Raw genomic sequence first — 24,435 nt, forward strand, 5'->3', positions numbered from 1 at the left:
CTGAGTTGTATTAGTTATGGTGGGCTGCGTCACACCCTATTAGGCATGGCTACGGGCAGTCACGCCTGCTGTCGCGGTTGATGTGCTTTCAATCTCGGTTGCTGCACCTTTTGGCGGTTTGATTATCAACGTCAGCAGCAGAGAAAGCACTGACAGCACCGCGATAACCATAAATGTCGCCTGATATCCTCCCAGTTGTGCGGCAATAAACGAACCTGCCAGCGCACCCAGACCAAACCCTTGATAGATGACGCCGTAGTTTTTACTGTGATTTTTCAGACCGAAGAAGTCGCCCACAATCGCTGGGAACACGGTAATATTGCCGCCAAAGCAGAAGGCTATCGCCCCGACACACAGGAAGAACAGCGCATGAGTCAGTGGAACAAAACTCAACACGGATACCGCTAATGTGGTGACCAGCAAGGTGAAGCTGATTACGCGCAAACGGCCCACTTTGTCTGATAGTGCACCAAGGATAATGCGCCCTGCGGTATTAAAGATAGCAATGGCCGACACGGTGTTAGCCGCCGTCGCCAGGTCCATTCCTGCCAGTTGTACGCCTAAATCTTTCACGATACCAATCAGATATAAGCCACTCATACAGGCGGTGAAGAAGATGATGAATAAGAAGTAAGACTCTTTAACTGCCAGCATCTCTTTGACACTGAAATCACGCCCGTTACGGGCAGTTTGCAGGCTGTTGTTGGCCTGTGGTGCAACTGCTTTTTCTTGTAGCAAGAAAGAGCCGGCTCCCACTAATACCATCACGATGATGCCCCAGTAGAAAAATGCCAGCGACACCCCTTGGTTGGCAATCAGACTGGCATTTACATATTTGAACAATAAGCTGCCGGTACCAAATGCCCCCACCGAAATGCCGGAAATCAGCCCTTTACGTTCCGGGAACCATTTAATCAGATTTGACAGGGTGGTGATGTAGGCAGTGCCATCGGCGAAGCCGACCACGATACCGGCCAACAGATAAATCATTCCCAATGATGTGGCAAAAGAGCTGGCGATCAGGCCCAAGCCAAGGATGATACCGGAAATCAACGTCAGTTTACGGATACCGATACGCTCTTGCAGGCGGCCAGCAAACAGAGTGGCAATAGCGAGAGAAAAACTGGTAATGGAAAATGTGGTTGCAACCGCCCCTAACGACCAACTGAACTTCTCTCCCAGTGGCTGATTAAATAAGCTCCAGGTATAGATAGTTCCCAACCCCATCTGAACGATGATGGTACCCGCAACAATTAGCCAACGATTTACCGGTTTACTGCTCATGCCGGACTCCTTAAACATCAATGCAATGTGGCTCGAATATGGCTATTGCGAACATAACAATCAGTTGCAATAGCGTCGGAAGCCAAAGATTACGCGCTGATGGAGCACCGGAAATCTTGTCTTGAGGTGTTATCAGCCCGCCGAATGAAACCAGTATACGGGCGGGCTAATCACTATAGATCGAAAGGGGAATGAGCTGCATTCCACGCGGAATGAAATGCATTTAAAGGCGCATCAGTTGCCTGAATTCTTTTATCTTGCTGCGGCTGACAGGGACTTCAAAGTCCAAATCGCTGAGCCGCAGAATATAGGTATTGTTAAACCACGGTACAATTTCACGGATTTTGGCTAAATTGACACAATAGGAGCGATGGCAGCGGAAGAAGTACTCCTCCGGCAGGCGGCTGAAAAATTCGGTAATATTCATCGGCATAATGAATTCTTCGCGTCGCGTATAGACCAACGTGACCTTTTCCTGCGCCGCTGCATAATAGATATCATTGATGTCGGTGACGATGATGCGCTCATCTTTCATCAAATTGATGGTATGTGCCGCAGAACGGTGGCTGGTACTGCTGGTCTGCTCCCTATTTTGGCGCTCACGCTTATGCAGCGCTTCGAGTTTTTGCAGCATAGTGACAATACGAGACTCATGGTAAGGCTTCAAAATATAGTCAAAGGCTTCAATTTCAAAGGCTTCTACCGCATGCTCTTTATAGGCAGTGATAAAGATAATATAAGGCTTATGGGCAAACTTGCTGATGTTCTGAGCCAATAACACGCCATCCAACGACGGAATATTGATATCGAGAAAAATAGCATCAACCTGATGGTTTTGCAGGTATTTAAGCACATCCAGCCCATCGTCAAAGGTTGCCTCAATGGTTATGCCGCTGTGCTGGCGAATCAGGTAACTCAACTCTTCTTGAGCCAGAAACTCATCTTCAACAATGATTGCTTTCACGGGTTAAACTCCGGCTGGAATACGGGGTTCAGCATGGATTTTGCCGCCATTTTTGCTGATATAAAAAGAGATCTCGGTGCCCGGTTCCATGCGGCGTATCTGTAAACCTTCCCCATACAGTAATTTCACCCGATGATGCACATTGAGTAAACCAATTTTATTGCCCGGCATTTCATTATTCGCCACGCGCTCAATAGTCTCTGGGTTAATACCATTACCGGTGTCTTTCACTGAAATTTTTATTTGGTCGCCACTGTCTTTAACCGCAATGACCACGACACCTTTACCACGACACGGCTGAATGCCATGCACAATAGCATTTTCAACCAAAGGTTGAATTAACAGACTGGGTATTTTCAGCGCAATATCGTCGTCAATATCATAAATCACGGTTAACTTGCTGCCGAAGCGGGCCTGCTCGATGGCGATATAATCCTGAATTTGATGTAGTTCTTTGCGAATATCAATCTGTTCGTCATTCAGTTCAAGGTTATAACGCAGATAACGGGATAAATTGATGATCAATTGGCGCGCGGTATCTGGATTAATACGAATTGAGGACGAGATGGCATTCAAGGCATTAAACAAGAAGTGCGGGTTAATTTTACTTTGTAGTGCGCGCATTTCCGCTTTATTTGCCATTTCGCGTAGTTGTTCTATGCGGGAAACTTCAATCTGAGTTGAGATGATTTGTGATAAGCCTACCGCCATCACTTTTAATGAATAGGTGATTTTATGTGCATGGCAATAATAGATTTTTAGCGAGCCGGTGACCTCGCCTTTTTCCCATAACGGGATAATGATGAGGGAGTGAATTTGTGGTGTGCGATTGACTTCATCATTATTGCGGATGGTAATCTTCCCGCGCTGAATGCTCTCTTTGGTAATATCACTGATGATCTCATGGCCGATATTATAGGCTTCAACGCCCACCCCCACATAAGCCAAAATATGTTGGGTATCAGTAATGGCGACAGCGTCAGCCTTAATATCGGTGCGAATAATCTCACACACACTGCGCAGTGATTCGCCATTGATATTGCGAAAATACGGCAGGGTTTTGTTGGCGATATCCAGTGCCAGTTTCGCTTGCCGCGCGGCAATAACCTCTTTTTCATCTTCGACACTTTGTACCAGCAGAACAATTAACCCGATACAAACCGCCCCTAAAATCATTGGAATGGCGATTTTAGACACAATATCAATACCTAATGCGGTCGGCCTGGCCCAAATAACCACCAATAGCATGGTGAGTGACTCACAAATCATGCCTGCCAGAATACCGACACTCCATTGCCGTTCTTTCTTTATTTTTAGATGGATATAGCCAGACATCAGGCCAGCAATAATACTGGTAATCAGACAGGGGATTGATGTAATTCCATCAATATCAATTAAATATCGGTGAGATCCAGCGATAAGCCCGGTAATGATACCTACCCACGGGCCAAACAAAATACCGCCAGACATGACGGCAATAACCCGAACATTCACTAACGAACCTTCGACGTTAATACCGGAATAAGTACCAAAAATAGCGAATAACGAGAAGATAGCGGTTACCGCTGCCAGCTCCAGTGGTGTGTGCTTCTCTTTTTGCAATAACTGACGAAACAGGTGGGTGCGAGTCAGAAAGAATAAGCAAATCAACATTAATGCGGCGCGGTCGAACACCGCCAGTAGCATTTCAAATATCTGGTGCACACTATTTTCTCTTGGCAACAGCCTTAGTCTTAGCTGGGGAACAATCAGGTTCTGAGGCGAATAAGCGGTTAACTATAAGGAAAATAGCCGTCGACTACCACTTTATCCGCGTTATCCGATGAAGGGCACTGCGGGGTGCAAGGGAATCTGCTGGCGGGCCGCGCCAGCAGAGATAACGTTGAGGAGATTATTTATATCGTCATTATTGGCAGAGAAACACGGGATTAATTGGTGCGTTATTCAACCATACCTAACTGTTGTTTGCCGATGGCGGTTAGGTTATCGGCGGTAGCTCTGCCGCTGAAATCCACCTCGAAATCATCGGCGGCAAAGTCTGGTGGTGAGCGGCCATCAATAAAACTGGCTAACTGGCGTGGCAGGTATGCGGCGTTCTTGTCACACCATGGCGCTGCCGCGATATACATGACGTTGCTATCAAACTCACCGTTATGCTCATTTTCCACTGAGTGAATCACGTCGCAATGCCAAAATACCGTATCACCCGCTTCCAAATCTGGAATAGGGGAAATAGCTTCCATTAAAAGAGGATGCCACTGCTCAGAGGCGGATAAAGCGCGCCCTGGTGCAGCACCGCACAGATCATCGTCAGCGACATCATCTTGTAATGCGCGCAGCAGGATATAGGCCATGGCATTAGCGATCGGGATAACATTCAGCGTCCCCGCATGGGTTCGTTGCGGTGTCAGTGCCGTCCAGCCTTGAAAGGTGCGGAACATCGAACACACTGCCGGCGAGGGGAATTCGCGCACTTGTGGGCGGCCTTCAGCGGCAAATGGGTCATACTTCTGCCAGTCACCTGAGAATACATGGCGGTATACGTGACGGAAGTTCTCATCCAACCAGCGCTCGATGGAGCCACCATCAACGTGAGGTGATAAGCCCAGTGATGATGATTTTGGTGGGCGGCGACGGGTGCGGTCGGCATAAGTCACCACGCGGTTAGCATCAAAATGTTGCTTGCCGTTGCTCTCGGTTTGCCACAAATTATTTAAAAATACCTGCACCGCATTCATGCGCTGATCCTGGCGAGCCTCAACCTGCGGTGTGGACCAGTAAATCCCGTAAATTTGCGGTTTGCTGGCAGCCAGCGTTCCGAAATAGTTATCTTCTGCGGCATTTTTCAGGCGTTCGACGAAATTATTACGTTCGAGATAGTTACCGATTTCACGGTTCCACGCCGCCGCTTTTTCCGTTGGGAAGACACCGAGAATGGCACAGCATCCCCGTTGTTTTATTTGTGTTTTTTGTTCTTCGGTGACCTTACCATTGATAATATCATCGGCATGAATTTGGGGAACTGGGTTCTCACCCTGTGCCAGACTACGGCGGATCTCGGTGACTTGCTGGCGAATATTCTCTTCCACGGCTTGGAAGACCTGCTGATAATCAGGCAGCGCCTGACGTAATTGCTGCTTCACCGCTTTGATTGCTGCGGGAATATCGTCTATTTGTAATGAAGCCATAATACTGATTCTCCGATAGCTGTAGGGGAGGGCCGTGGTAATGGTGCGTGTGATGCTGACCATTTGTTTGTTTTTTGTTATCTTGAAGTGAACATTATTTAAGTAAAATGGAGAAGAATAAAGGGATGAGGTTGTAGAAAAATTTCCTCTTTAATATTCTGCGTTCTGTGTATGGCTAACATCTGCAATTCGAGGGAAAAATGTCACCAGTAGTCCCGATGTTCAGTAGCTCGCCGATTTCTCTGAGAACACCACGTTTGGTGCTCGATAGTCTTAAAGAACAGGATTGGCCGCTGTTTTTGCGCTTATACCAGGATCCTGCGGTTCAGCGTTATATGGCCGATCCAATGGATATAGCCGAGATCCGCGCGCGTTTTGAATCACGCTTAATTCCTTGGGACAAGACCTCCAGCCATTGGCTATGTCTGGTGGTTCGTGAACGCGCCAGCGAGCAGAGCATGGGCCTTACTGGCTTCTTAGCCGAATGGTCGCCGTTACAGCAAGCTGAAGTGGGTTATGCCATGTTACCGTCCTGCCAGGGCAAAGGTTTTGCCAAAGAATCCTTGTTGGCTGTATTGGCGTTTGGTTTCCAGCAATGCCAGTTTCATAAAATGAAAGCCACGGTTACCGTGGGCAACCATGCTTCACGCGGGTTACTGGAACGCTGTGGTTTTCAGTTGGAAGGCACGTTGCGGGATAACTATCAACTTGGCGGGCAATGGTGTGATGACTGGGTGTTAGGGATGTTGGCCTGCGAGTTTGATTCTTAGTAACTTATCCGATGAGTTAGATATTTATTATCAGCTACTCGACAGCCCTTTAGCGCTGGGATATGTTCATAAACAGACCATCTGATGGTCAGCGTCGCTCGGACGGTCCGGGCGCTAACGTATCCTCGAGGAAATTATGGCTGAACTCCCTGCTAAACGTCGTTTTACCCGTATTGATCGCTTGCCCCCTTATGTTTTCAATATTACCGCTGAGTTGAAAATGGCTGCCCGCCGGCGCGGTGAAGATATTATTGATTTCAGTATGGGTAATCCCGATGGCCCGACACCGCCACATATCGTTGAGAAAATGTGCAGTGTCGCGCAGCGTGAAGACACCCACGGCTATTCAACCTCGCGGGGGATACCTCGGCTGCGTAGGGCGATTTCCAACTGGTACGCCGAGCGTTACCAAGTGGACATCGATCCTGAAAGTGAAGCTATTGTCACCATCGGTTCGAAAGAGGGGCTGGCGCATCTGATGCTGGCGACACTAGACCACGGTGATACGGTGTTGGTGCCGAATCCTAGCTACCCGATTCATATTTATGGTGCGGTGATTGCCGGGGCGCAAGTTCGCTCAGTCCCATTGACTGAGGGCATTGATTTCTTCTGTGAATTGGAACGCGCGATTCGTGAAACCATTCCCAAACCGAAAATGATGATCCTCGGCTTTCCGTCTAACCCTACAGCACAATGTGTAGAACTGGAGTTTTTCGAACGGGTGGTGGCGTTAGCGAAGCAATACGATGTGCTGGTGGTGCATGATTTGGCCTATGCCGACATTGTGTACGATGGCTGGAAAGCACCGTCAATCATGCAGGTGCCCGGCGCTAAAGACATTGCAGTTGAGTTTTTCACCTTATCCAAAAGCTACAATATGGCCGGTTGGCGTATTGGTTTTATGGTGGGTAACCCGGAATTGGTGAATGCGCTGGCCCGCATCAAAAGCTATCACGACTACGGCACGTTTACCCCGTTGCAGGTGGCGGCAATTGCTGCCCTGGAAGGGGATCAACAGTGCGTCCGTGATATCGCTGAAAAATACCGCCAGCGGCGTAACGTATTGGTGCGTGGGTTGCATGAGGCTGGCTGGATGGTTGAAAATCCCAAAGCGTCGATGTATGTCTGGGCGAAAATCCCAGAGCCTTACGCCCATTTAGGGTCACTTGAGTTTGCCAAGCGCCTGTTATCTGAGGCAAAAGTCTGCGTTTCGCCGGGGATAGGATTCGGTGATTACGGTGATACCCATGTCCGCTTCGCCTTGATTGAGAATCAGGATCGGATCCGTCAGGCGGTGCGCGGAATTAAAAGTATGTTCCGTGCCGATGGCTTGTTGAAACCGAGCAAAGCGGTTTCAGGTGACGGTATCTAACCCTGCGCTTACTCTGAACTAAATAGCTAACTCCCTATTCTGACCGGCGACTCAAGCTGTCCGGTCAGAATAAAGTACCTTATGTTCAAAACGTTATCTGCCCACCCTTAATGTTCTCTTCATCTATTTTGTACCATACTGACTATTAACTTAGTGAAGTCAGTGGAGCACAACAATGAGAAATCGCTATTCGTTACCCCAAATAACCCTGCATTGGTTGACGCTAGTGATGGTCATTCTGACTTACGCCGCCATGTTACTCAGTGACTCGGTGCCGGATGAAGACCTTGCCTTAGTGAAAAATCTGCATTTCAATTTTGGTATTTCTGTCTGGCTACTGATGTTGGTACGGCTCTGGTTGCGCCAGCGTAATGTGGCACCGGCGATTACGCCAACGTTACCTAAATGGCAGCTGTTAGGGGCGGACATTATGCATTGGGGACTGTATTTAATGTTCTTATCATTACCGGTGCTGGGCGTGTTGACACAGGCTTATGGTGGGAAAACCTGGTTCTTGCTGGGGTGGCAGGTACCGCAATGGGTGACACCGGATGATGTCGCGCGTAGTTACCTTAAGCAAACTCATGAGTTAATCGCTAATTTAGGCTATTTTGTGATTGGCGCTCATGCGATGGCCGCGCTTTATCATCACTATATTCGCCGGGATGATACGTTACGACGAATGATTCCTGGAAAATGATAAAGGGCGCAAATGCGCCCTTTATACGATGTCAGATTGTGGATGGTTTGAGTAAGTGTTACTCGACCATCATCATGAAGGTGCCAACCCAGACCACCAACATAATTGAGATACCCATAAAGAAATATTTCACTGAACAACTCCCCTTGGAGCTACTTCGCCAGTAACGATCCAAATTGCTGTGCTGCGTTTACCCTTGTAACTTGAAATTGCAGTGGCGTCCGCGAGGTTAGCTAACCCGAGTCACTTACTGATGTAAGCCCGTCGGGATCAACTCACTTGCTGGCTAGCGCTAATTCCAAATACTTTGGGTATTAATGTGGACGAATCACGCGTTCAATCAATGGCGGCCATTTCATCATAACTGGCTAGCTATCAATCTGAGATACATCCGAATTGTCGTGCCAGCCTGAGTGAACTCAGTGGGATACGACAGGATCGGGCTAATGTAATCCCAACAGGGAGAAACTTTCAATACTGTAATTTTATGCATCAGATCACGTTTTCGTATCTAAATGGCAAATATTGTGAGCCAATGCATTGAAGTGTGAGGCTATTAACGTTTTTTTAAATTATCGCCAAATAACAATTTGTTACTCTCTTGGTTACAATCTAAGCCAATGCGGCTGACGTTAAGATAATCAGCTTATTTTTTTTACCTCGATGTTGGCCTCAAAGCCCAGTAAATACAGGGCTTGCTCTAGTGCTTCAACCTTGGAGGCGTAATACACATCCAGCAGGCGATCCATCTGTGCGGCATTCAAACCAAGCTTGCGCGCCATATCTGCTTTGCGGGTATTGGTGGTTAACATCGCATTGTGTAATTCAGCTTTCAGCCGCACCAGAATGGGCACATGAACTGAAATATCACCCGGTTGCAGTGCTGAGGGGGCAGGGACGGGGCGGCGCTCTTCCATTTCTGCTGCAATACCATTCTTAATACCGTCTTGTGCTTCCAGTTCAATATCTTCCTGAGAGTAGGTCACTGATTCCAATTCAGGGAAATCGCGATACTGGATGTGGTACTCGCCGCTGGCTTCATCAAGGGTATAATGGGCTGGGTAATGGAACACGGTGTCACTCCTGTGGCGAACAAGCTACTAAAGGTAGTGGCATTGTACTGACATCAGCAGGTTGGGGTTACTTATTTAACGTAGTGGTACTTTGGTTCAATCGGCCATTTGGGGCGATGTTAGTTGCATTTCCAACGCCCTTGCCGGGCACCTGAAGGCACACTCACCGCAGCCATCGCACAGTGCTAAAGCCAGCGTAGGCGGCTGGTGGGGCCGCCACAGCAAAGCCTGTTTATCACAGTAATCAGCACAAGTGTCGCAGTAGATATAGGTGTTTTGACAGATGTTTTTTACGCCCGGATGCGCCGTAATAGGGTGGGCAGACGGTGATAAAGCACCGCTTTGGCAAGCGGTGGTACAGGCCAGACAACGGCTGCAATATTGAGTAGAAAAATCCAACTCAGGCTTTTGATTTACCATGACTATCAGATGTTCGCCGCAGACGTGCATGCAGGCTTCACAACCGGTACACGTTTGCGTGAAAGCACTTTCAGCAATGGCTCCCGGTGGCCTGATTGCCGTTACCGACGAGAGGGGAAGCGGTTGTTGGCGGGCACTTTTTAGCAAGCCGCGAAATAGCCCACGGCGACTGATGGTGCGGTTTTCCAGATACGCTTTGTAGTAGCGCTCGTCTTTTATCACCGACTCTTTTTTTATCACCGAAATAGCTCGCGGGGCTGAGGAAATAGGCCCAGTTCAGTTTGTAAGGTTTGCAGGTAGCACTCGGTTATCTTTGCCAGTAACGGATATACCTGATGCTCGGTCTGGCTACTTGATACCAGCTCAAGGTAGCGATAGGCCCACGGCAGTAAATGCTCAGTGAGTAATACCAGTGCAGCTTCGCCAGATGGAAGCTTAGTTACCGGTTGCTGCTCAATTAAATGAACCCATGCCAATAACATTAGGCCAAATTGGTCTTCAGGTTCACGGATAGTACTTTGATTTACCAGCCCGAATGTTGACAGGAATTCGCGATATTGCAGGGTGCTATCTCCCATCAAGATATTTTCTTTATCCAGATAAACGGAACCCCAGGGGGGCGCGGGCATTTCACCTTGCCCCTCAAACAAAATCGAGAAATCATATTCCAGTTGTTCGGGCTGGATACTCGGCATTTGCTGGCAATAGCGCGCAATTTTAGCCGGATTTGACCACGGAAAAAGCTCAGCAATCTGTGGCAGCAGTGGCCAAAGGCGCTGTACGGTATCGGACTGTGGTGGATAGTAAAAACAGGCACCTAAAATCCTTGGCAGCGTGGTATTTAGTAACATCAAAATTTTCTCTCTTTGGTCCAGCTATCTCAATACTGATTAGCCGCAGGTATCACGGCTAATCAGTGAGTTGTGAGTAGGGCAATAGCATCAATAGGTTAATTTACATTGGTACTTGCCACAGATTGTAGAAAGCGATGCGCCCGGCCAACTCACCGATCACCAGCGCCGAAGCACTGACCGCGAGCGTAACTCGAGGGATTCTGTCTTTCAGTAATGCTGCGGTGGCAACAAAGATACCGAGCGTCAGCAGCAGAATTTGAATTCCCCAGAACAGCCCCTGTTGGCTACTCAGCTCCGCTGAACTTTGACCAAGAAAACTGAGATAACCTGGTTTATTCACCAATGTCACAATGGCACCTACCAACACCGCTAATGCACCAAGCTGGCGAGCGCCGGTCAAAATAGCGAAAGCGCCACCGCCAACCAGTACCGTCATCCACAGTTGTAGCGAGGTATACGAGGTATCCCAATTAGGCACCGTGGTCAGTTGATAAACTTGAGTGATTGACCAGGCAAAGGCCAGGCCGAAGATCACGGTTGCCACATTGCACAACATTGCCAGTAGCGTATTTTGGACGATGGTTGAGAAAAATACGGTGCCACAGGCCATGGCGACAAATAAGCCACTGAGCACTATCTCGTTACTCATTGGTGAGCGGCCAACACCCAGTAGCATGGTGGCAGCGCGCAATGGTTGCCCAACATGTAGAGTGCCAACGATCAGGCCGACCATCATCAGCATCAGGCCGATGATATTGGCTTGTTTGAGTTGTAAAGGGGTGGTCATACCGAGTTTGTTACTCAGCAGCACCAGTGCAAACAACCCGACAGCGGTTTGCCCCAGTACGGTGAAAAACACCAAGGGTAATTCATGCATTTTATACCTCCGCCGGATTTTGGATACGGCCTGATGTATCACCAGATGGCTTGGCATCACGGTGGCTTTTGATAACCAGATTGGGGTGTGTCAGATGTGCGTACGGTAATGGCGCAATGGCATTTTCTTCACCGTATTTATCCCTCAATAGCGTGATTTCATCAAAATCTAGTGCGCGCTGCGGGCAGGATTCGACACAAACCGGTTTATCGCCCGCGGCGACCCGTTGATAGCAGCCATCGCACTTGGTCATCAGTTTCTTCTTGGCATCAAATTGCGGCGCACCATATGGGCAGCGCATCTCGCAATAGCGGCAGCCGACACAGAGATCCTGATTAACGACCACCAAGCCATCTTCTTCACGTTTATGCATGGCACCAGTTGGGCAACCTGTTACGCAGGTGGGCGATGAGCAGTGGTTGCAGGCGATAGACAGATAGTAGTTGAAGACGTTTTGTACCCAAATATTGTTCTGCTTAGCCCAACTGCCGCCGCCATATTCGTAAACACGCCGCAACTTCGGCCCAAGATCTAATTTCTTCTCATCCTTGCAACTGATTTGGCAGGTCTTACACCCAGTGCACTTGGTGGAGTCGACAAAAAAACCATATTGCTTCATTACTCAACTCCTTATATGCGTTTTACTTCAACGAGGTTGGTGTGTTGTGGGTTACCTTTTGCCAGTGGCGACGGTCGCAGTGTTGTTAACGTATTGATACACCCTCCCACATCAATGCCATCCTTATTGGTATTTCGCCATGCCCCCTGCGGCACGCTAATCACCCCCGGCAACACCCGTTCGGTAACCTTTGCGGCAATACGAATACGGCCTCGGCTGTTAAAAATTTCGACCATATCTCCTTGTTGGATACCGCGAGGCTGGGCGTCAATGGGGTTAATCCAAAACTGATGCGGAACCGCTTCCCGCAGCATGGCTACGTTATAATAAGAGGAGTGGGTATGGCCTTTGATATGGAAACCTGTCATCTGCAAGGGGTAGTTTTTCATGGTTTCTACATCGCTAACACCTTCAAAGGTTGGGCAATATTCGGCGACAGCCGTAATGCGATCACCGGGTGCCAGTTGCCACTCTTTTTCCAATGTTGCCAGCGCTTCGGAGTAGATCTCAATTTTGCCGGACGTGGTTTTCAACGGGTGGTTCACCGGGTCATCACGGAAATCTTTTAATGCGATATATTGACTGCTGTCCGCATAAATACGATCGATGATGCCTTGGTCGTTGGTCTGTTCAAAAGGCGGTAAGGCGGGGTTTTTCTCACGCATTTTGTTATAGCTGATTTCAATCCATTCTTGCTGGGTATGGCCTTCGGTAAAAGCATCGCCAATCCCTAACTTAGTGGCAATTTCGGCTAACACATCATAAGACGGGCGGCATTCCCACAGTGGCTCGATCGCATTTTGCAACCGTGTGACATAGTGATAAGCCCCACTGGCGTAAGAGTTATCAATCAAATCATTTGATTCAACTGAAGTGACATCGGGCAGTAATAAATCAGCATACTTGGCAGAGTTAGTCATGTGGTTTTCCCACACCAAAATAAACTCGCACAGTGATTCATCTTGTAAAATGCGGTGAGTTTTATTCAGATCAGAATGCTGATTGCCGATAACATTACTGGCGTAGTTCCACATAAACTTAATATTGGTATCAAGTTTATCTTTATTCTTCACATGCGCATTTTTCGCCGTCATTTCAGTGCCACGGAAAATAGCATCGGTCCACATAAAGCAGGGTATAGCCGTCTTCACTGGGTTCGGAATACTGAATCCTGGCACCGGATATTTCACATTCCCACCCCAGGCACCGGTATTGGTTCCGGCGCGGCCAATATTGCCGGTCATCAGTGGCAACATCATAATAGCGCGCGCCGCCTGCTCGCCATTAGCACTGCGCTGAATACCCCAACCTTGTGATATCCATGCTGCACGGGCATTTCCCAATTCGCGGGCTAATTGAATAATCCGTGTTGGCGCAATACCGGTTATCTCACTGGCCCATTCTGGTGTTTTTTCTACCCCGTCGAGGCCGTTACCTAAAATATAGTCTTTGTAAGAACCATTGGCGGGGGCTGAAGCGGGTAATGTTGTGGCATCCCAGCCGACACAATATTGTGTCAGGAAATCTTCATCAGTCAGATTTTCTTTAATTAATACATGTCCTAATGCCGCCACCAGTGCGGCATCGGTGCCGGGGAAGATGGGGATCCATTCTGCATTGAGGGTCGTCACACTGTCGGTCATGCGTGGATCGATAATAATAACTTTGGCTTTGCTCTTCCCCAGCGCATGAACGGTTTCGATATATTGCCCGCCACCCGACATGCGTGTTTCTGCCAGGTTATGACCAAACATGACCACTAAATCTGAGTTTTTAATTTCATCCAGTAAGGTTTCGTCTGCGCTACCATAGATATACGGCATCACCGTATTTATTTGAGCAGTAGAATAGGTACCGTGTTGGTCGAGAAAACCACCGAGCAAGCTCAGCATTCTTTTACAGGCATTGCGGCCTTGTAAATTAGCACCGGTCGAGCCAGAACCATATTGATAATAAATTGCTTCGTTACCGTATTGTGCAATGGTTCTTTTTAGATTATCGGCCACAATAGTGGTAGCTTCATCCCAACTGATACGTTTGAATTTACCTTCGCCACGTTTGCCAACACGCAGCATGGGGTATTTTACTCGATCTGGATTATATGTTTTCCATCTTACCGATCTACCACGCAAACAGGGGCGAATTTGATGCTCACCAAAGGTGGAGTCATCATAAATTGCTTCATTAGCAATCTTAATAATTTCGCCATTTCGCACATGTACTTTTAGTGGGCAGCGGCTACCGCAGTTAACCAGGCATGCACTGTATTTAATGGTTTCCTCTGTTGCTGCTGCGCGCTGTTCTGGCGCGGCATGTACTGAAAAAGGAAGGGTGATAGAACCGGCAATAGCCGCAGCCCCAGTCACTGCGGCGGATGTTTGAATAAATTCACGGCGGCTCAGTGAACCGGTGATAGGTCTTTTATTGTTATTCATCGACATTACCTTTGCGGAGGACACTTTTTTAATGAAAAATAAGAAAATCAGGCGTAAATGGTAGTGCTTCACCTTAGGAAATAATTTGTTACTTTTATATGATGCAAATCAATTAAGGCGATATAACGGAAATATAGCGCTATTTTTTGTGAGTTTGCCGAAGGTTATTAATGATTTAATGAAAGGTATTAACCATTTACTATACATATACGTAATATACTTATATAAATTTGGCTGTCGTAATAAAGAATCAATCTCAAATGAAAGTATGTTGTTATTATTCTCATTTTTTGTGATGTTAATTTAATTTATCTTTATAATCTTAAGAAAAGTCTCAATAAAATCGCTGCTGTTTTTTCTATTGTTTTTTATCACGATAACGCGAATTTTAGGTGGTATTAACACAAGCTAAATAATGGCTTAAACGAGGTGGTGATCTATTTTTTATGACAAGAGGAGATCTACATCACGATTTTTATCACTTGCGGCTTGCAGTAGGGTATTAACATGTTAATTTAGGGGTAGTTGGATTGTTACCGTCAATGGCGGGCAAAACCTGATTGAGTAGCTTGATGAATGCTGCTGAGTCGGGTTTTTTTGTTTTCAGGGCCAAAGCATGCGAATTGCGAAAATACTTAACAACAACGTGGTGATTGTTCTCGATCAGCATGGTCAGGAACAAGTCATTATGGGTCGTGGCCTTGGCTTTCAAAAACACCCAGGTGAAGCACTAGATAACTCATTGATAGAAAAAGTGTTTGCTCTGAAAGATAATGAGTTGGTTTCGCGACTGAGTGAGCTACTTAGCTGTATTCCATTGGAAGTAATGATTACTTGTGACTGTATTATCACGCAGGCAAAGGCAAAACTGGGTAAGTTGCAGGATAACCTCTATATTTCGCTGACTGACCACTGTTTCTATGCAATTGAACGGCATAAACAAGGTTTGGATATAACGAATGGATTGCAGTGGGAGATTCGTCGGTTGTATCCCAAAGAGTTTGCCTTGGGTCGTGAAGCATTGCAGATCATTAAACAACGGCTTGGGGTGCAATTGCGTGAGGATGAAGCCGGGTTTATCGCGCTGCATCTGGTGAATGCGCAGTTGAAGGGTGAAATGCCTGAAGTGATGCAAGTGACGAAGGTAATGCAGGAAATTCTGCATATCGTGAAGTACCAATTTAAGCTGGAATATGATGAGGACGGGCTGAGTTATCACCGTTTTGTTACCCATTTGAAATTTTTCTCGCAGCGGATGTTGGGCCGAAATGGGGTCACCAGTGATGATGATTCCTTACACGATGCGGTGAAAGATAATTATGCTGAGGCCTATCGCTGTGCGGGTAAGATCCAGCAGCATATGAAATTGCAGTATCAGCAGGATTTGAGCAAAGAAGAGCGGATGTTTTTGACTATCCATATTGAACGCGTTCGCCGGGAAAGTTTTAATCTGCCAGATTAAATGACTTAAAAGGGCGGGGTTCTAAGTAGTAACAGAATTTCACCAAACTGGATTGTTACTGCTTCGGCAGGCAAAACCTGAATGTACTTGTATCGCTAAGTCGCGATGCGGAGTGCGTTTGGGTTTTTTTTTTGCCCGAATTTTTACCTGTATAAACAAGAGTGTTACCGAAGGAATACACGATGCAATACACAACGGTCGCCAGCGAGATCCTCGCCGGAGTAGGGGGTCAGAGTAATATTAATAGCGTAGTACATTGTGCTACCCGTTTGCGCTTCAAACTCAAGGATACGGCGCGGGCTGATGCCCAAGCGCTAAAAGACAATCCCGGCGTTATTATGGTTGTGGAAAGTGGTGGCCAGTTTCAGGTGGTTATCGGAAACCATGTTAGTGAGGTTTATCAGGCGCTAGTAAACCAGGCGGGGCTGGCTGATGCTGAAGAACATGACAGCAAGTCAGGTAACTCAAAAGAGAGTGTGTTTAGCCACTGTATTGATATCATTTCGGGTATTTTCACTCCCTTGCTCGGTGTGCTGGCGGCTTCCGGTATCCTTAAAGGTTTTCTGGCACTGAGTATTGTTTGCGGCTGGTTACAACCCAATAGCGGCAGTTATACAATTTTATTTGCTGCCAGTGATTCGCTGTTTTATTTCTTCCCGTTGGTCTTGGGTTATACCGCAGGTAAGAAATTCGGCGGCAATCCCTTCATTACCATGGCGATTGGTGGTGCATTGGTGCACCCCTTGATGCTTGCCGCATTTAACGCAGCCGGGCAACCTGGTGCTTCTGAGGTCTATTTCCTTGGTATCCCGATTACATTTATTAATTATAGCTCGTCGGTTATCCCTATCATATTAGCGGCTTGGGTTAGTAGTCGGTTAGAAAAAGGGTTCAACCGGGTGTTACACAGCAATATTAAGAACTTTTTCACCCCGTTGCTGTGTCTGGTAATAACCGTTCCGGCAACCTTTTTATTGATTGGCCCGCTGGCAACCTGGCTCAGCCATTTATTGGCGTCGGGATTCCAAATTATCTATTCGGCTGCTCCGCCTGTTGCCGGTGGTGTATTGGCTGGGCTATGGCAGATTTGCGTTATCTTTGGGCTGCATTGGGGGTTAGTCCCGTTGATGATCAACAACCTGAGTGTACTAGGCTATGACGCCATGTTGCCACTGTTGTTACCCGCAGTTATGGGGCAAGTGGGGGCCACGCTCGGTGTCTTTTTGCGTACTCGCGATGCAAAAATGAAGGTACTGGCCGGTTCGGCATTTACTGCGGGAATATTCGGTATCACTGAACCCGCTGTTTATGGGGTGACATTACCGTCGAAAAAACCGTTTGTTTTTGGCTGCGTAGGTGGTGCGATAGGGGGTGTCATCGTTGGTTTCTGCCAGACCCATGTTTATTCATTCGGCCTTGCCAGTATCTTCTCTTTTGCCCAGATAATTCCCGCTACAGGTGTCGATGCCAGTGTATGGGGCGCTATTATTGGCACCCTGATTGCGTTGATCTTTGCTGCCATCAGCACCTTCTTTTTTGGCCTGCCAGCGCCTGTTGTCACCGCAGAAACAGAAGATTTGTCTCACAGCTCATCCATCACCGATAACCACAGTGGTCTGGGCGAAGTGATATTTAGCCCGATCAGTGGCGAATTGTTAGCTCTAGCGGATGTCAGTGACAATATTTTTGCCAGTGGTTTACTGGGGGCGGGAATCGCGATTATTCCACAACAAGGGCGAGTAGTGTCACCCGTTAACGGCGTTGTTGCGTCACTGTTTAAAACCCACCATGCGATTGGCATTGAGTCTGATTCTGGTGCTGAGATCCTTATCCACGTTGGTATTGATACCGTCAAACTCGATGGCAAATATTTTACCGCTCATGTTAAAGCCGGTGATCGGGTCAACGCGGGTGATTTACTGCTGGAGTTCGATTGTACGGCGATTACAGGTGCCGGTTATGACCTGACGACACCGATAATTATCAGCAACAGTGAAAATTATCAGGATGTCCTGTGTGCCAAAGGCACCGCTATTACTGAGCAAGCCCCGTTATTAACCGTAATTCGTTAATACTGATTCAGGAGAAAACCGATGAAACATGCATTTCCAGATAATTTCCTTTGGGGCGGTGCGATTGCCGCTAATCAGGTAGAGGGGGCTTATCTTACTGAGGGTAAAGGGCTATCTACCTCTGATTTACAACCCCATGGTATTTTTGGCGATATCATTCCCAGGGTGAGTGGTGACAGTTATGTCAAAGATGTTGCTATCGATTTTTATCATCGCTACCCAGAGGATATTGCGCTATTTGCTGAGATGGGGTTTAAATGTTTGCGGATATCCATTGCCTGGACACGTATTTTCCCACAGGGCGATGAGCAGCAGCCCAATGAGGCCGGTCTGGCATTCTATGACCGTGTATTTGATGAAATGGCGAAATATAACATTACGCCATTGGTGACATTATCCCACTATGAGATGCCTTACGGGCTGGTTAAGAATTATGGTGGCTGGGGTAATCGTAAAACAATCGGTTTCTTTGAACACTATGCCCGTACCGTGTTTCAGCGCTATCAGCATAAGGTTAAATTGTGGCTGACATTTAATGAGATCAATATGTCACTGCATGCGCCGTTCACCGGCGTAGGATTAGAGCAAGAAAGCAGCAAAAGTGCCGTATATCAGGCGATCCATCACCAGTTGGTTGCCAGTGCCAAAGCGGTTGCTGCATTGCATGAAATTATCCCTGATGGTCGAATCGGAAATATGCTGTTGGGTGGGCTGATGTATCCACTCACTTGCAAGCCTGCCGATGTGTTGGAAACATTACAGCAGAATCGTGAATGGCTATTCTTTGGCGATGTGCAGGTGCGCGGTTATTACCCCTCTTATATGGCTCGTTATTTTAAACAGCACGGCATTAGTGTTGAAATTACGGCTGAAGATAAATTGGCATTAAAACAGACTGTCGATTTCATCTCCTTCAGTTATTACATGAGCGGCTGCGTGACCGCCGATGAAGAGTTAAATCGTAAAGCCCGAGGCAATATTCTTAGCATGGTGCAAAACCCGCATTTGGCCAGCTCTGAATGGGGATGGCAGATCGATCCTGAAGGGTTGCGTATTCTGCTCAATGAATTATGGGATCGTTATCAAAAACCCCTGTTTATTGTTGAAAATGGGTTGGGAGCGAAAGATAAGCCGGATGTTAATGGCCATATTGAAGATGATTACCGCATCGAATATCTCAATGACCATCTGGTTCAGGTTAGTGAGGCGATCGAAGATGGTGTTGAGGTGATGGGATATACCAGTTGGGGACCGATTGATCTGGTCAGCGCCTCGAAAGCTGAATTATCCAAACGTTATGGTTTTATTTATGTCGACCGCGATGACAATGGCAAGGGTACGTTGGCGCGTCGCCGTAAGAAGAGCTTCTATTGGTATCGCGATGTCATTCAGAGTAATGGCGAGATATTGAAACGCTAATAGAGACGCTTATATGTTGCAGTGAGATGAACAGTACTCAACTGTTTTTCCTCACTGCAACACGACTTATTTGGAGAGAAGCACCGAGTATTTATTATTAGATGTGCGAATTATTCTAAAAAGGGAAAATAATGAAACCAACTTTATATCTGACTCGTCAGATGAATTCTGCTGCATTTTATTTGCTGGCCTCTACCATTTTATTTTCATCATCGGCACTAAGCGAAGATTTAACGGGAAGTGGCGAATATGTCGAGCAATCAACGCTGGAGTGGCAGGGGATCGCATTAGGTTTTGAACCGCAGCAAACGGGGCTGCTAGGCGATATGTTAGGCATTCGCCCTATTTTATCGGAGCACGGTTTTAATTATTCACTCGCTTACTTGAGTCAATTATCATATAACGCGGGTGGCGGCTATAATCATGATAAACAAGCTTCTTATATTGATCAGTTTTCACTGACTTTTCAGCAGGACCTTGAGTTATATACGGGTATTTCCGATGCGGTAATTGAAGGGAATATTGTTAACCGTAATCATGATAACAACCTAACGCGGGATCGGTTACAAGATCCTCGGGCGAATATAACCGATTTGTCGCAAGAAAGTTTTGGTGGACAGTCGATTACTCGCTTGGGCTGGTTAACCTTTGCCCGCAGTTTTGCCGATCAGAAACTGCATTGGCGAATTGGTTTGATGAATAAAGTGCAGGATTTTGACCAAATTATTCCCTGCGATTTTCAAACTCTTGGATTATGTGGTGGTAAATCAGCAAACTCACTGACCTGGTTTAACTGGAACGTCCATTATTGGGGAACCACACTGCAATATAAGCTTACTGATGGTTTAACATTAAAAGCTGGGGTGATGGAGCAAAATCCTGATGCGCCGAGCCGTGGTAGAGCATGGAGTTGGTCAACCAAGGGCAGCAAAGGCATATTACTGCCGCTTGAATTGGAATTAAAAACCAATGCGTTTCAGGATCTACCCGGTATTTATAACCTCGGTGTTCTTTATACCAATGCTGAGCAACGGGATCTTTATAACGGTGTCTCTGGCGCTCCCGGAGCGACCGACCCAGGTGGTTATCGTTATCATGATAATACTTGGTTCTTTTACAGTGGATTCAATCAGCAGGTAACAAAACATCAGGATGATGCCAGTCGTGGTCTAAGCGTGTTTTACAGCATGTCGCTGGCGGATCAACGGACCAATTACATGCATTACGCTACTTCCGCAGGTATCCGTTATCGCGGCTTATTTGATAGCCGCCCACAAGATTGGTTGGGATTCGGCGTATCAATGGTCAAACTGAGTGATTATTATAAAGATAATCAACGTTATCTGAATCAAATCAATAATGTTTCCGATTATGCTAATCCACGTTACTCTCCAATTCCTGGGCATTCGATTACCGCTGAACTGTATTATCGTTTCCGTGTCACTTCATGGCTGGAATTACAACCCGACCTACAATATTGGCACTCACCAGCAGGGGTAAACCAAACGCAAGATGCGTGGGTAACCGGATTAAAAACAGTTATTACATTCTAAATCGCGGCTGCATTGCCGATAATACGGCTATAACGTGGTGCTTTAACTGGCACCACGTAAGCTGTTACTCTATTCTCCATCGGGTATTATCTTGCAGGGAATCAGCGCGATGTTGAATATGAGAAACAGATTCGATGATAATCACATTTTCGGTGAGAAGAATATTCATGCAGTTTTTGAGCTGAGCTTATTGCTGAAAGCAATATTGGCTATGATGGAGATTATCGCAGGTATTTTAACCTATTTCGTGACACCGAAATTTTTACTGGATATTCTGCATCGCATCACGCAAGTTGAATTTATTGAAGACCGTGGCGATATGGTAGCCAATTATTTACTGCATGCGGCGCAAAATCTCTCTATCAGCAGTCTGCATTTCGCCGCATTTTATCTGCTCATCCACGGCGTGGTTAAGTTGTGGGTCATTATTGGCTTATGGCGCAAAAAACTGGGTTATTATCCGGCGGCAATAACCATATTCAGCTTATTCATTATCTATCAACTCTATCGTTATACCTTTACTCACTCGGTGCTATTGATCCTGATAACTGCACTGGATGCAGTGGTTATCGCACTGACTTTGCTGGAGTATCGAAGATTACGGCATCAGCATAAAGCCCCGAGCAAGCCATACTGAGCAATGAACCAAAAAACCGAGGTGCAATGCCCAGTTAGGTTACTCAGTTAGCAAAAATATGCGCTTGACCAATAATTGTCAGATCAACCATTAAACCGATACTTATACCTTCGCGGCTGATGGTTTTGACGTCTACCGTTTCATTGCTTTCAACAAGATATAAGGTAAGTGTTGAGATGAAACCCGCAAAATCAATATTGATAACCTTGGCCATACAATGAGTGGTGTAGTGATGATCAGTTGGCAGTGGGGTAATGGTAATTTGTTCTGGCCGTAACATAATCCGGCTCAAACCATGGCGTTGTTCATCATCAACCCTGACTTTGCCTAGTGCGCAATCAGCCCATCCGGTATCAATATTGGCGGAAAGAATCAATGTTTCGCCAAGGAACGTTGCCGTTGGTTCATCAACCGGCCGCAGATAAAGTTCTTGTGGCGGGCCAACATGCGCCAGTTTACCCGCCCGCATTACCGCGACTTGCGAGGCAAATGATAATGCTTCGGTTTGATCATGCGTCACTAAAATAGAGGCAATATTCGCCTGTGCTAACAGTTCAGCCACCGCTTTACGCGTTGAGGCGCGCAACGCGGTATCCAGCGCTGAAAAAGGTTCGTCCAACAGCATCAATACCGGCCGCTGTGCTAGCGCTCTGGCGAGAGCGACTCGCTGTTGTTGCCCACCCGAAATCTCATGAGGCCAAAGTTGTGATAACCGCCGATCCAATGCGACCATTTCCATCAGCTCATCAACTCGGCGGGCTTTTTCCTGCTTGGTCCCTTTTAGCCCATAACCAATATTGCCCGCAACGGTAAAGTGGGGGAACAGCGCCCCATCTTGCGGCACAAAACCAATCCCTCTTTTGTGCGCTGGCACATGGGTTGAATGGTCGAATACCGGATGGCCTTGCAGGATAACTTTACCGTGATCGGGGGTTTCGAACCCGGCAATAATTCGCAGCAACGTGGTCTTGCCTGAACCGGATGGCCCAACAATCGCGGTGCGACTGCCGGCGGTAACCTGCAAGTTAATTCGATCTAATACGGTAACCGACTGGAAAGACTTACCGATTTGCTGAAGTTCAAGCGTGCTCATAATCCTGCCGTACGTTGCGATTGAGAATAAAGAAGCCAGGTTAGTGGTAGAGACAGTGCCACCATCAACAGTGCATAGGGTGACGCCGCGACATAATCAATTTCACTGGTCAAGGCCCAGAAACCAGTCGCCAGTGTCCGGGTACCGTTCGGGGCCAGTAATAATGTGGCGGTCAACTCATTGGAGATGGCGAGGAACACCAGCGCCGCTCCGGCAGCGGCACCCGGAGCAGCAAGGCGCATAGTGGTGCTCCATACAGCCTGAGTCGGTGTTTTGCCCAAGCTGCGGGCCACGTTTTCCAATTCGACGGGGGCGGTCGCAATGCCTGCCCGTAAACTGATTAAGGCGCGTGGGGTAAACATCAATAAATAAGCCAGCAAAATAGTGAATTCTGTTTGATACAGCGGGCGAGCAACACGGATAGTGATGGTGACCAGCGCCAGCGCGACCACAATACCGGGCAGCGAACTGGTGACATAATTACAGCCTTCCATCGCACGGTGCAAACGCCCTGGATAACGCACCGATAGCCATGCCATGGGGACGGCACACAATGTGATAATAACCGCACCGCTCAGTGCTAATGCCAGTGTTTGTTTCAGGGCAGGCAGCAGTTCAGGGTTCAGCCAGACATCAATCCCACCAATATAGAGCCAACGGGCCAGCGTGATAAAGGGCACGCCCAGCGAGAGGGTGGTGAGTACCAATGGCAATAGCAGACACAGCAGTGTGATGGCTGTACTCATTGAATACGCAGTCTGACGCCTGGCACTGCCGGAGCCGACGCGTGCATAGCGGTTGTAGCCACGGCTGGTGGCTTCGATTAACAGTAGCCCCAGGCAACATAACGCCAGAACCCCTGCTAACATATTGGCCGCCGGGCCATTAAACGTGGATTGGAATTGGTCGAAAATAGCGGTGGTAAAAGTATCGAAACGGATCATGGCATACAAGCCATACTCCGCTAATAGATGCAGCGCGATCAGTATCGACCCGCCCCATACTGCTAATTTTAGTTGTGGCAGGACCACGCGAAAGAAGACGACTGTTGGGGGGCTACCCAATGATGCTGCTGCGTCTTCAAGGCCGGGGTCAAGGCGGCGTAATACTGCGGATGCGGGCAGATAAATAAAGGGAAAATAGGCAATCACTGAGATAAACACACCAGCGGCAAGACCATGCATTGATGGCACCAGGCTAATCCATGCATAACTTTGCACAAAAGCAGGTACGGCTAGCGGTGCAATAGCCAATAGCGACCAAATCCGCCTGCCGGGCAGGGCTGTGCGCTCGGTCAACCACGCCAATGCAACGCCAATAATGGCGCAAAGAGGTAAGGTAAAAACCACCAGTAGTGCGGTGTTAATTAGCAACTCGCCCACGCGTGGGCGAAAAACCAATGCTTTGACTGTCGGCCAACCGGTATCAATAGCGATACCAATAACAAACCCTAATGGCAGCAGGGATAGCAGTGACAGCAAAATCGCGATAGCCACAATCCCGAACCCTGGGCGGTGGTTATACTGCCGTTGGGCTGCCTTACTCAGTGAAACCGATACAATATCGGTGCTTATATTGGCCATAATAGTCAAGGCACTCGGCTTGTTAAATGCCCGCCACCATAGCGATGTGACGGGCTAAAA

At 47.5% G+C, this 24,435-nt stretch carries 21 protein-coding genes; 8 read left to right on the forward strand and 13 right to left on the reverse strand.

Annotation, left to right across the window (positions count from 1 at the left end; genetic code table 11):
* Positions 1-39: 39 nt before the first annotated feature.
* The 4 genes from A6J67_RS10090 to A6J67_RS10105 form a co-directional block, all read right to left on the reverse strand.
* Positions 40-1,284, reverse strand: a complete 1,245-nt coding sequence (locus A6J67_RS10090) for an OFA family MFS transporter (RefSeq protein WP_042568374.1) — start codon at positions 1,282-1,284, stop codon at positions 40-42.
* Between the two features lie 223 nt (positions 1,285-1,507).
* On the reverse strand, positions 1,508-2,248 hold the full coding sequence (locus tag A6J67_RS10095; protein ID WP_005183695.1) for a LytR/AlgR family response regulator transcription factor: 741 nt from the start codon (positions 2,246-2,248) through the stop codon (positions 1,508-1,510).
* Positions 2,249-2,251: 3 nt separating this feature from the next.
* The gene (locus tag A6J67_RS10100) at positions 2,252-3,952 is read right to left on the reverse strand and encodes a sensor histidine kinase (RefSeq protein ID WP_005183692.1); all 1,701 of its coding nucleotides are present in this window, start codon (positions 3,950-3,952) and stop codon (positions 2,252-2,254) included.
* A 236-nt stretch (positions 3,953-4,188) separates the two neighbouring features.
* The gene (locus A6J67_RS10105; protein WP_042568373.1) at positions 4,189-5,436 is read right to left on the reverse strand and encodes a DUF1479 domain-containing protein; all 1,248 of its coding nucleotides are present in this window, start codon (positions 5,434-5,436) and stop codon (positions 4,189-4,191) included.
* Between the two features lie 260 nt (positions 5,437-5,696).
* On the opposite strand from A6J67_RS10105, the gene A6J67_RS10110 reads away from it, so the two are divergent.
* From A6J67_RS10110 to A6J67_RS10120, 3 genes are all read left to right on the forward strand, one after another.
* Positions 5,697-6,206 (forward strand): GNAT family N-acetyltransferase, encoded by a 510-nt coding sequence (locus A6J67_RS10110; protein WP_050088829.1) that lies wholly within the window; start codon positions 5,697-5,699, stop codon positions 6,204-6,206.
* A gap of 136 nt (positions 6,207-6,342) precedes the next feature.
* The gene (gene alaC, locus A6J67_RS10115; RefSeq protein WP_005183665.1) at positions 6,343-7,578 is read left to right on the forward strand and encodes an alanine transaminase; all 1,236 of its coding nucleotides are present in this window, start codon (positions 6,343-6,345) and stop codon (positions 7,576-7,578) included.
* Between the two features lie 175 nt (positions 7,579-7,753).
* Positions 7,754-8,278 carry a cytochrome b gene (locus A6J67_RS10120; protein WP_005183662.1) on the forward strand — a complete coding sequence of 175 codons (525 nt, stop codon included), beginning with the start codon at positions 7,754-7,756 and terminating at the stop codon, positions 8,276-8,278.
* A gap of 58 nt (positions 8,279-8,336) precedes the next feature.
* Here the strand turns inward: A6J67_RS10120 and ypdK are convergent, their stop codons facing one another.
* The 7 genes from ypdK to A6J67_RS10155 all read right to left on the reverse strand — a co-directional run bounded on the left by ypdK (position 8,337) and on the right by A6J67_RS10155 (position 14,556).
* Positions 8,337-8,411 (reverse strand): membrane protein YpdK, encoded by a 75-nt coding sequence (ypdK, locus tag A6J67_RS10125; protein WP_098057507.1) that lies wholly within the window; start codon positions 8,409-8,411, stop codon positions 8,337-8,339.
* A gap of 508 nt (positions 8,412-8,919) precedes the next feature.
* A complete protein-coding gene (locus tag A6J67_RS10130) occupies positions 8,920-9,351 on the reverse strand; it encodes a hypothetical protein (RefSeq protein ID WP_005183650.1) in 432 nt (143 codons plus the stop codon).
* 96 nt (positions 9,352-9,447) lie between these two features.
* Positions 9,448-10,011 carry a 4Fe-4S dicluster domain-containing protein gene (locus A6J67_RS10135; RefSeq protein ID WP_050073786.1) on the reverse strand — a complete coding sequence of 188 codons (564 nt, stop codon included), beginning with the start codon at positions 10,009-10,011 and terminating at the stop codon, positions 9,448-9,450.
* Complete coding sequence (locus A6J67_RS10140; RefSeq protein ID WP_050073785.1) at positions 10,008-10,622, reverse strand: molecular chaperone; 615 nt, start codon at positions 10,620-10,622, stop codon at positions 10,008-10,010. Before A6J67_RS10140 ends, A6J67_RS10135 begins: the two co-directional genes overlap by 4 nt.
* A 103-nt stretch (positions 10,623-10,725) precedes the next feature.
* Positions 10,726-11,502 carry a dimethyl sulfoxide reductase anchor subunit family protein gene (locus A6J67_RS10145; protein WP_050073784.1) on the reverse strand — a complete coding sequence of 259 codons (777 nt, stop codon included), beginning with the start codon at positions 11,500-11,502 and terminating at the stop codon, positions 10,726-10,728.
* 1 nt (position 11,503) lies between these two features.
* Entirely contained in the window at positions 11,504-12,121 is a 618-nt protein-coding gene (locus A6J67_RS10150) for a DMSO/selenate family reductase complex B subunit (protein WP_005183646.1), read from the reverse strand.
* Positions 12,122-12,132: 11 nt separating this feature from the next.
* The gene (locus tag A6J67_RS10155; protein WP_050296751.1) at positions 12,133-14,556 is read right to left on the reverse strand and encodes a DmsA/YnfE/YnfF family dimethyl sulfoxide reductase; all 2,424 of its coding nucleotides are present in this window, start codon (positions 14,554-14,556) and stop codon (positions 12,133-12,135) included.
* 616 nt (positions 14,557-15,172) lie between these two features.
* Here A6J67_RS10155 and licT point away from each other — a divergent pair.
* The 5 genes from licT (at position 15,173) to A6J67_RS10180 (ending at position 21,699) form a co-directional block, all read left to right on the forward strand.
* Entirely contained in the window at positions 15,173-16,018 is an 846-nt protein-coding gene (gene licT / locus A6J67_RS10160) for a BglG family transcription antiterminator LicT (protein ID WP_005183644.1), read from the forward strand.
* Between the two features lie 182 nt (positions 16,019-16,200).
* Positions 16,201-18,090, forward strand: a complete 1,890-nt coding sequence (gene bglF / locus A6J67_RS10165; RefSeq protein ID WP_042568367.1) for a PTS beta-glucoside transporter subunit IIABC — start codon at positions 16,201-16,203, stop codon at positions 18,088-18,090.
* A gap of 21 nt (positions 18,091-18,111) precedes the next feature.
* Positions 18,112-19,509 carry a glycoside hydrolase family 1 protein gene (locus tag A6J67_RS10170; protein ID WP_042568366.1) on the forward strand — a complete coding sequence of 466 codons (1,398 nt, stop codon included), beginning with the start codon at positions 18,112-18,114 and terminating at the stop codon, positions 19,507-19,509.
* Between the two features lie 131 nt (positions 19,510-19,640).
* A complete protein-coding gene (locus A6J67_RS10175) occupies positions 19,641-21,062 on the forward strand; it encodes a carbohydrate porin (RefSeq protein WP_080608155.1) in 1,422 nt (473 codons plus the stop codon).
* 109 nt (positions 21,063-21,171) lie between these two features.
* A complete protein-coding gene (locus A6J67_RS10180) occupies positions 21,172-21,699 on the forward strand; it encodes a DUF2127 domain-containing protein (protein ID WP_005183632.1) in 528 nt (175 codons plus the stop codon).
* Between the two features lie 43 nt (positions 21,700-21,742).
* Here A6J67_RS10180 and A6J67_RS10185 read toward each other — a convergent pair whose 3' ends face one another.
* Positions 21,743-22,792, reverse strand: a complete 1,050-nt coding sequence (locus tag A6J67_RS10185) for an ABC transporter ATP-binding protein (protein ID WP_050288593.1) — start codon at positions 22,790-22,792, stop codon at positions 21,743-21,745.
* Positions 22,789-24,375: an ABC transporter permease gene (locus A6J67_RS10190; protein ID WP_050296750.1), complete on the reverse strand. Its 1,587-nt coding sequence runs from the start codon at positions 24,373-24,375 to the stop codon at positions 22,789-22,791. Before A6J67_RS10190 ends, A6J67_RS10185 begins: the two co-directional genes overlap by 4 nt.
* Positions 24,376-24,435 lie beyond the last annotated feature (60 nt).

It is taken from the genome of Yersinia sp. FDAARGOS_228, from assembly GCF_002073315.2.
Taxonomy (GTDB): Bacteria; Pseudomonadota; Gammaproteobacteria; order Enterobacterales; family Enterobacteriaceae; genus Yersinia; species Yersinia intermedia.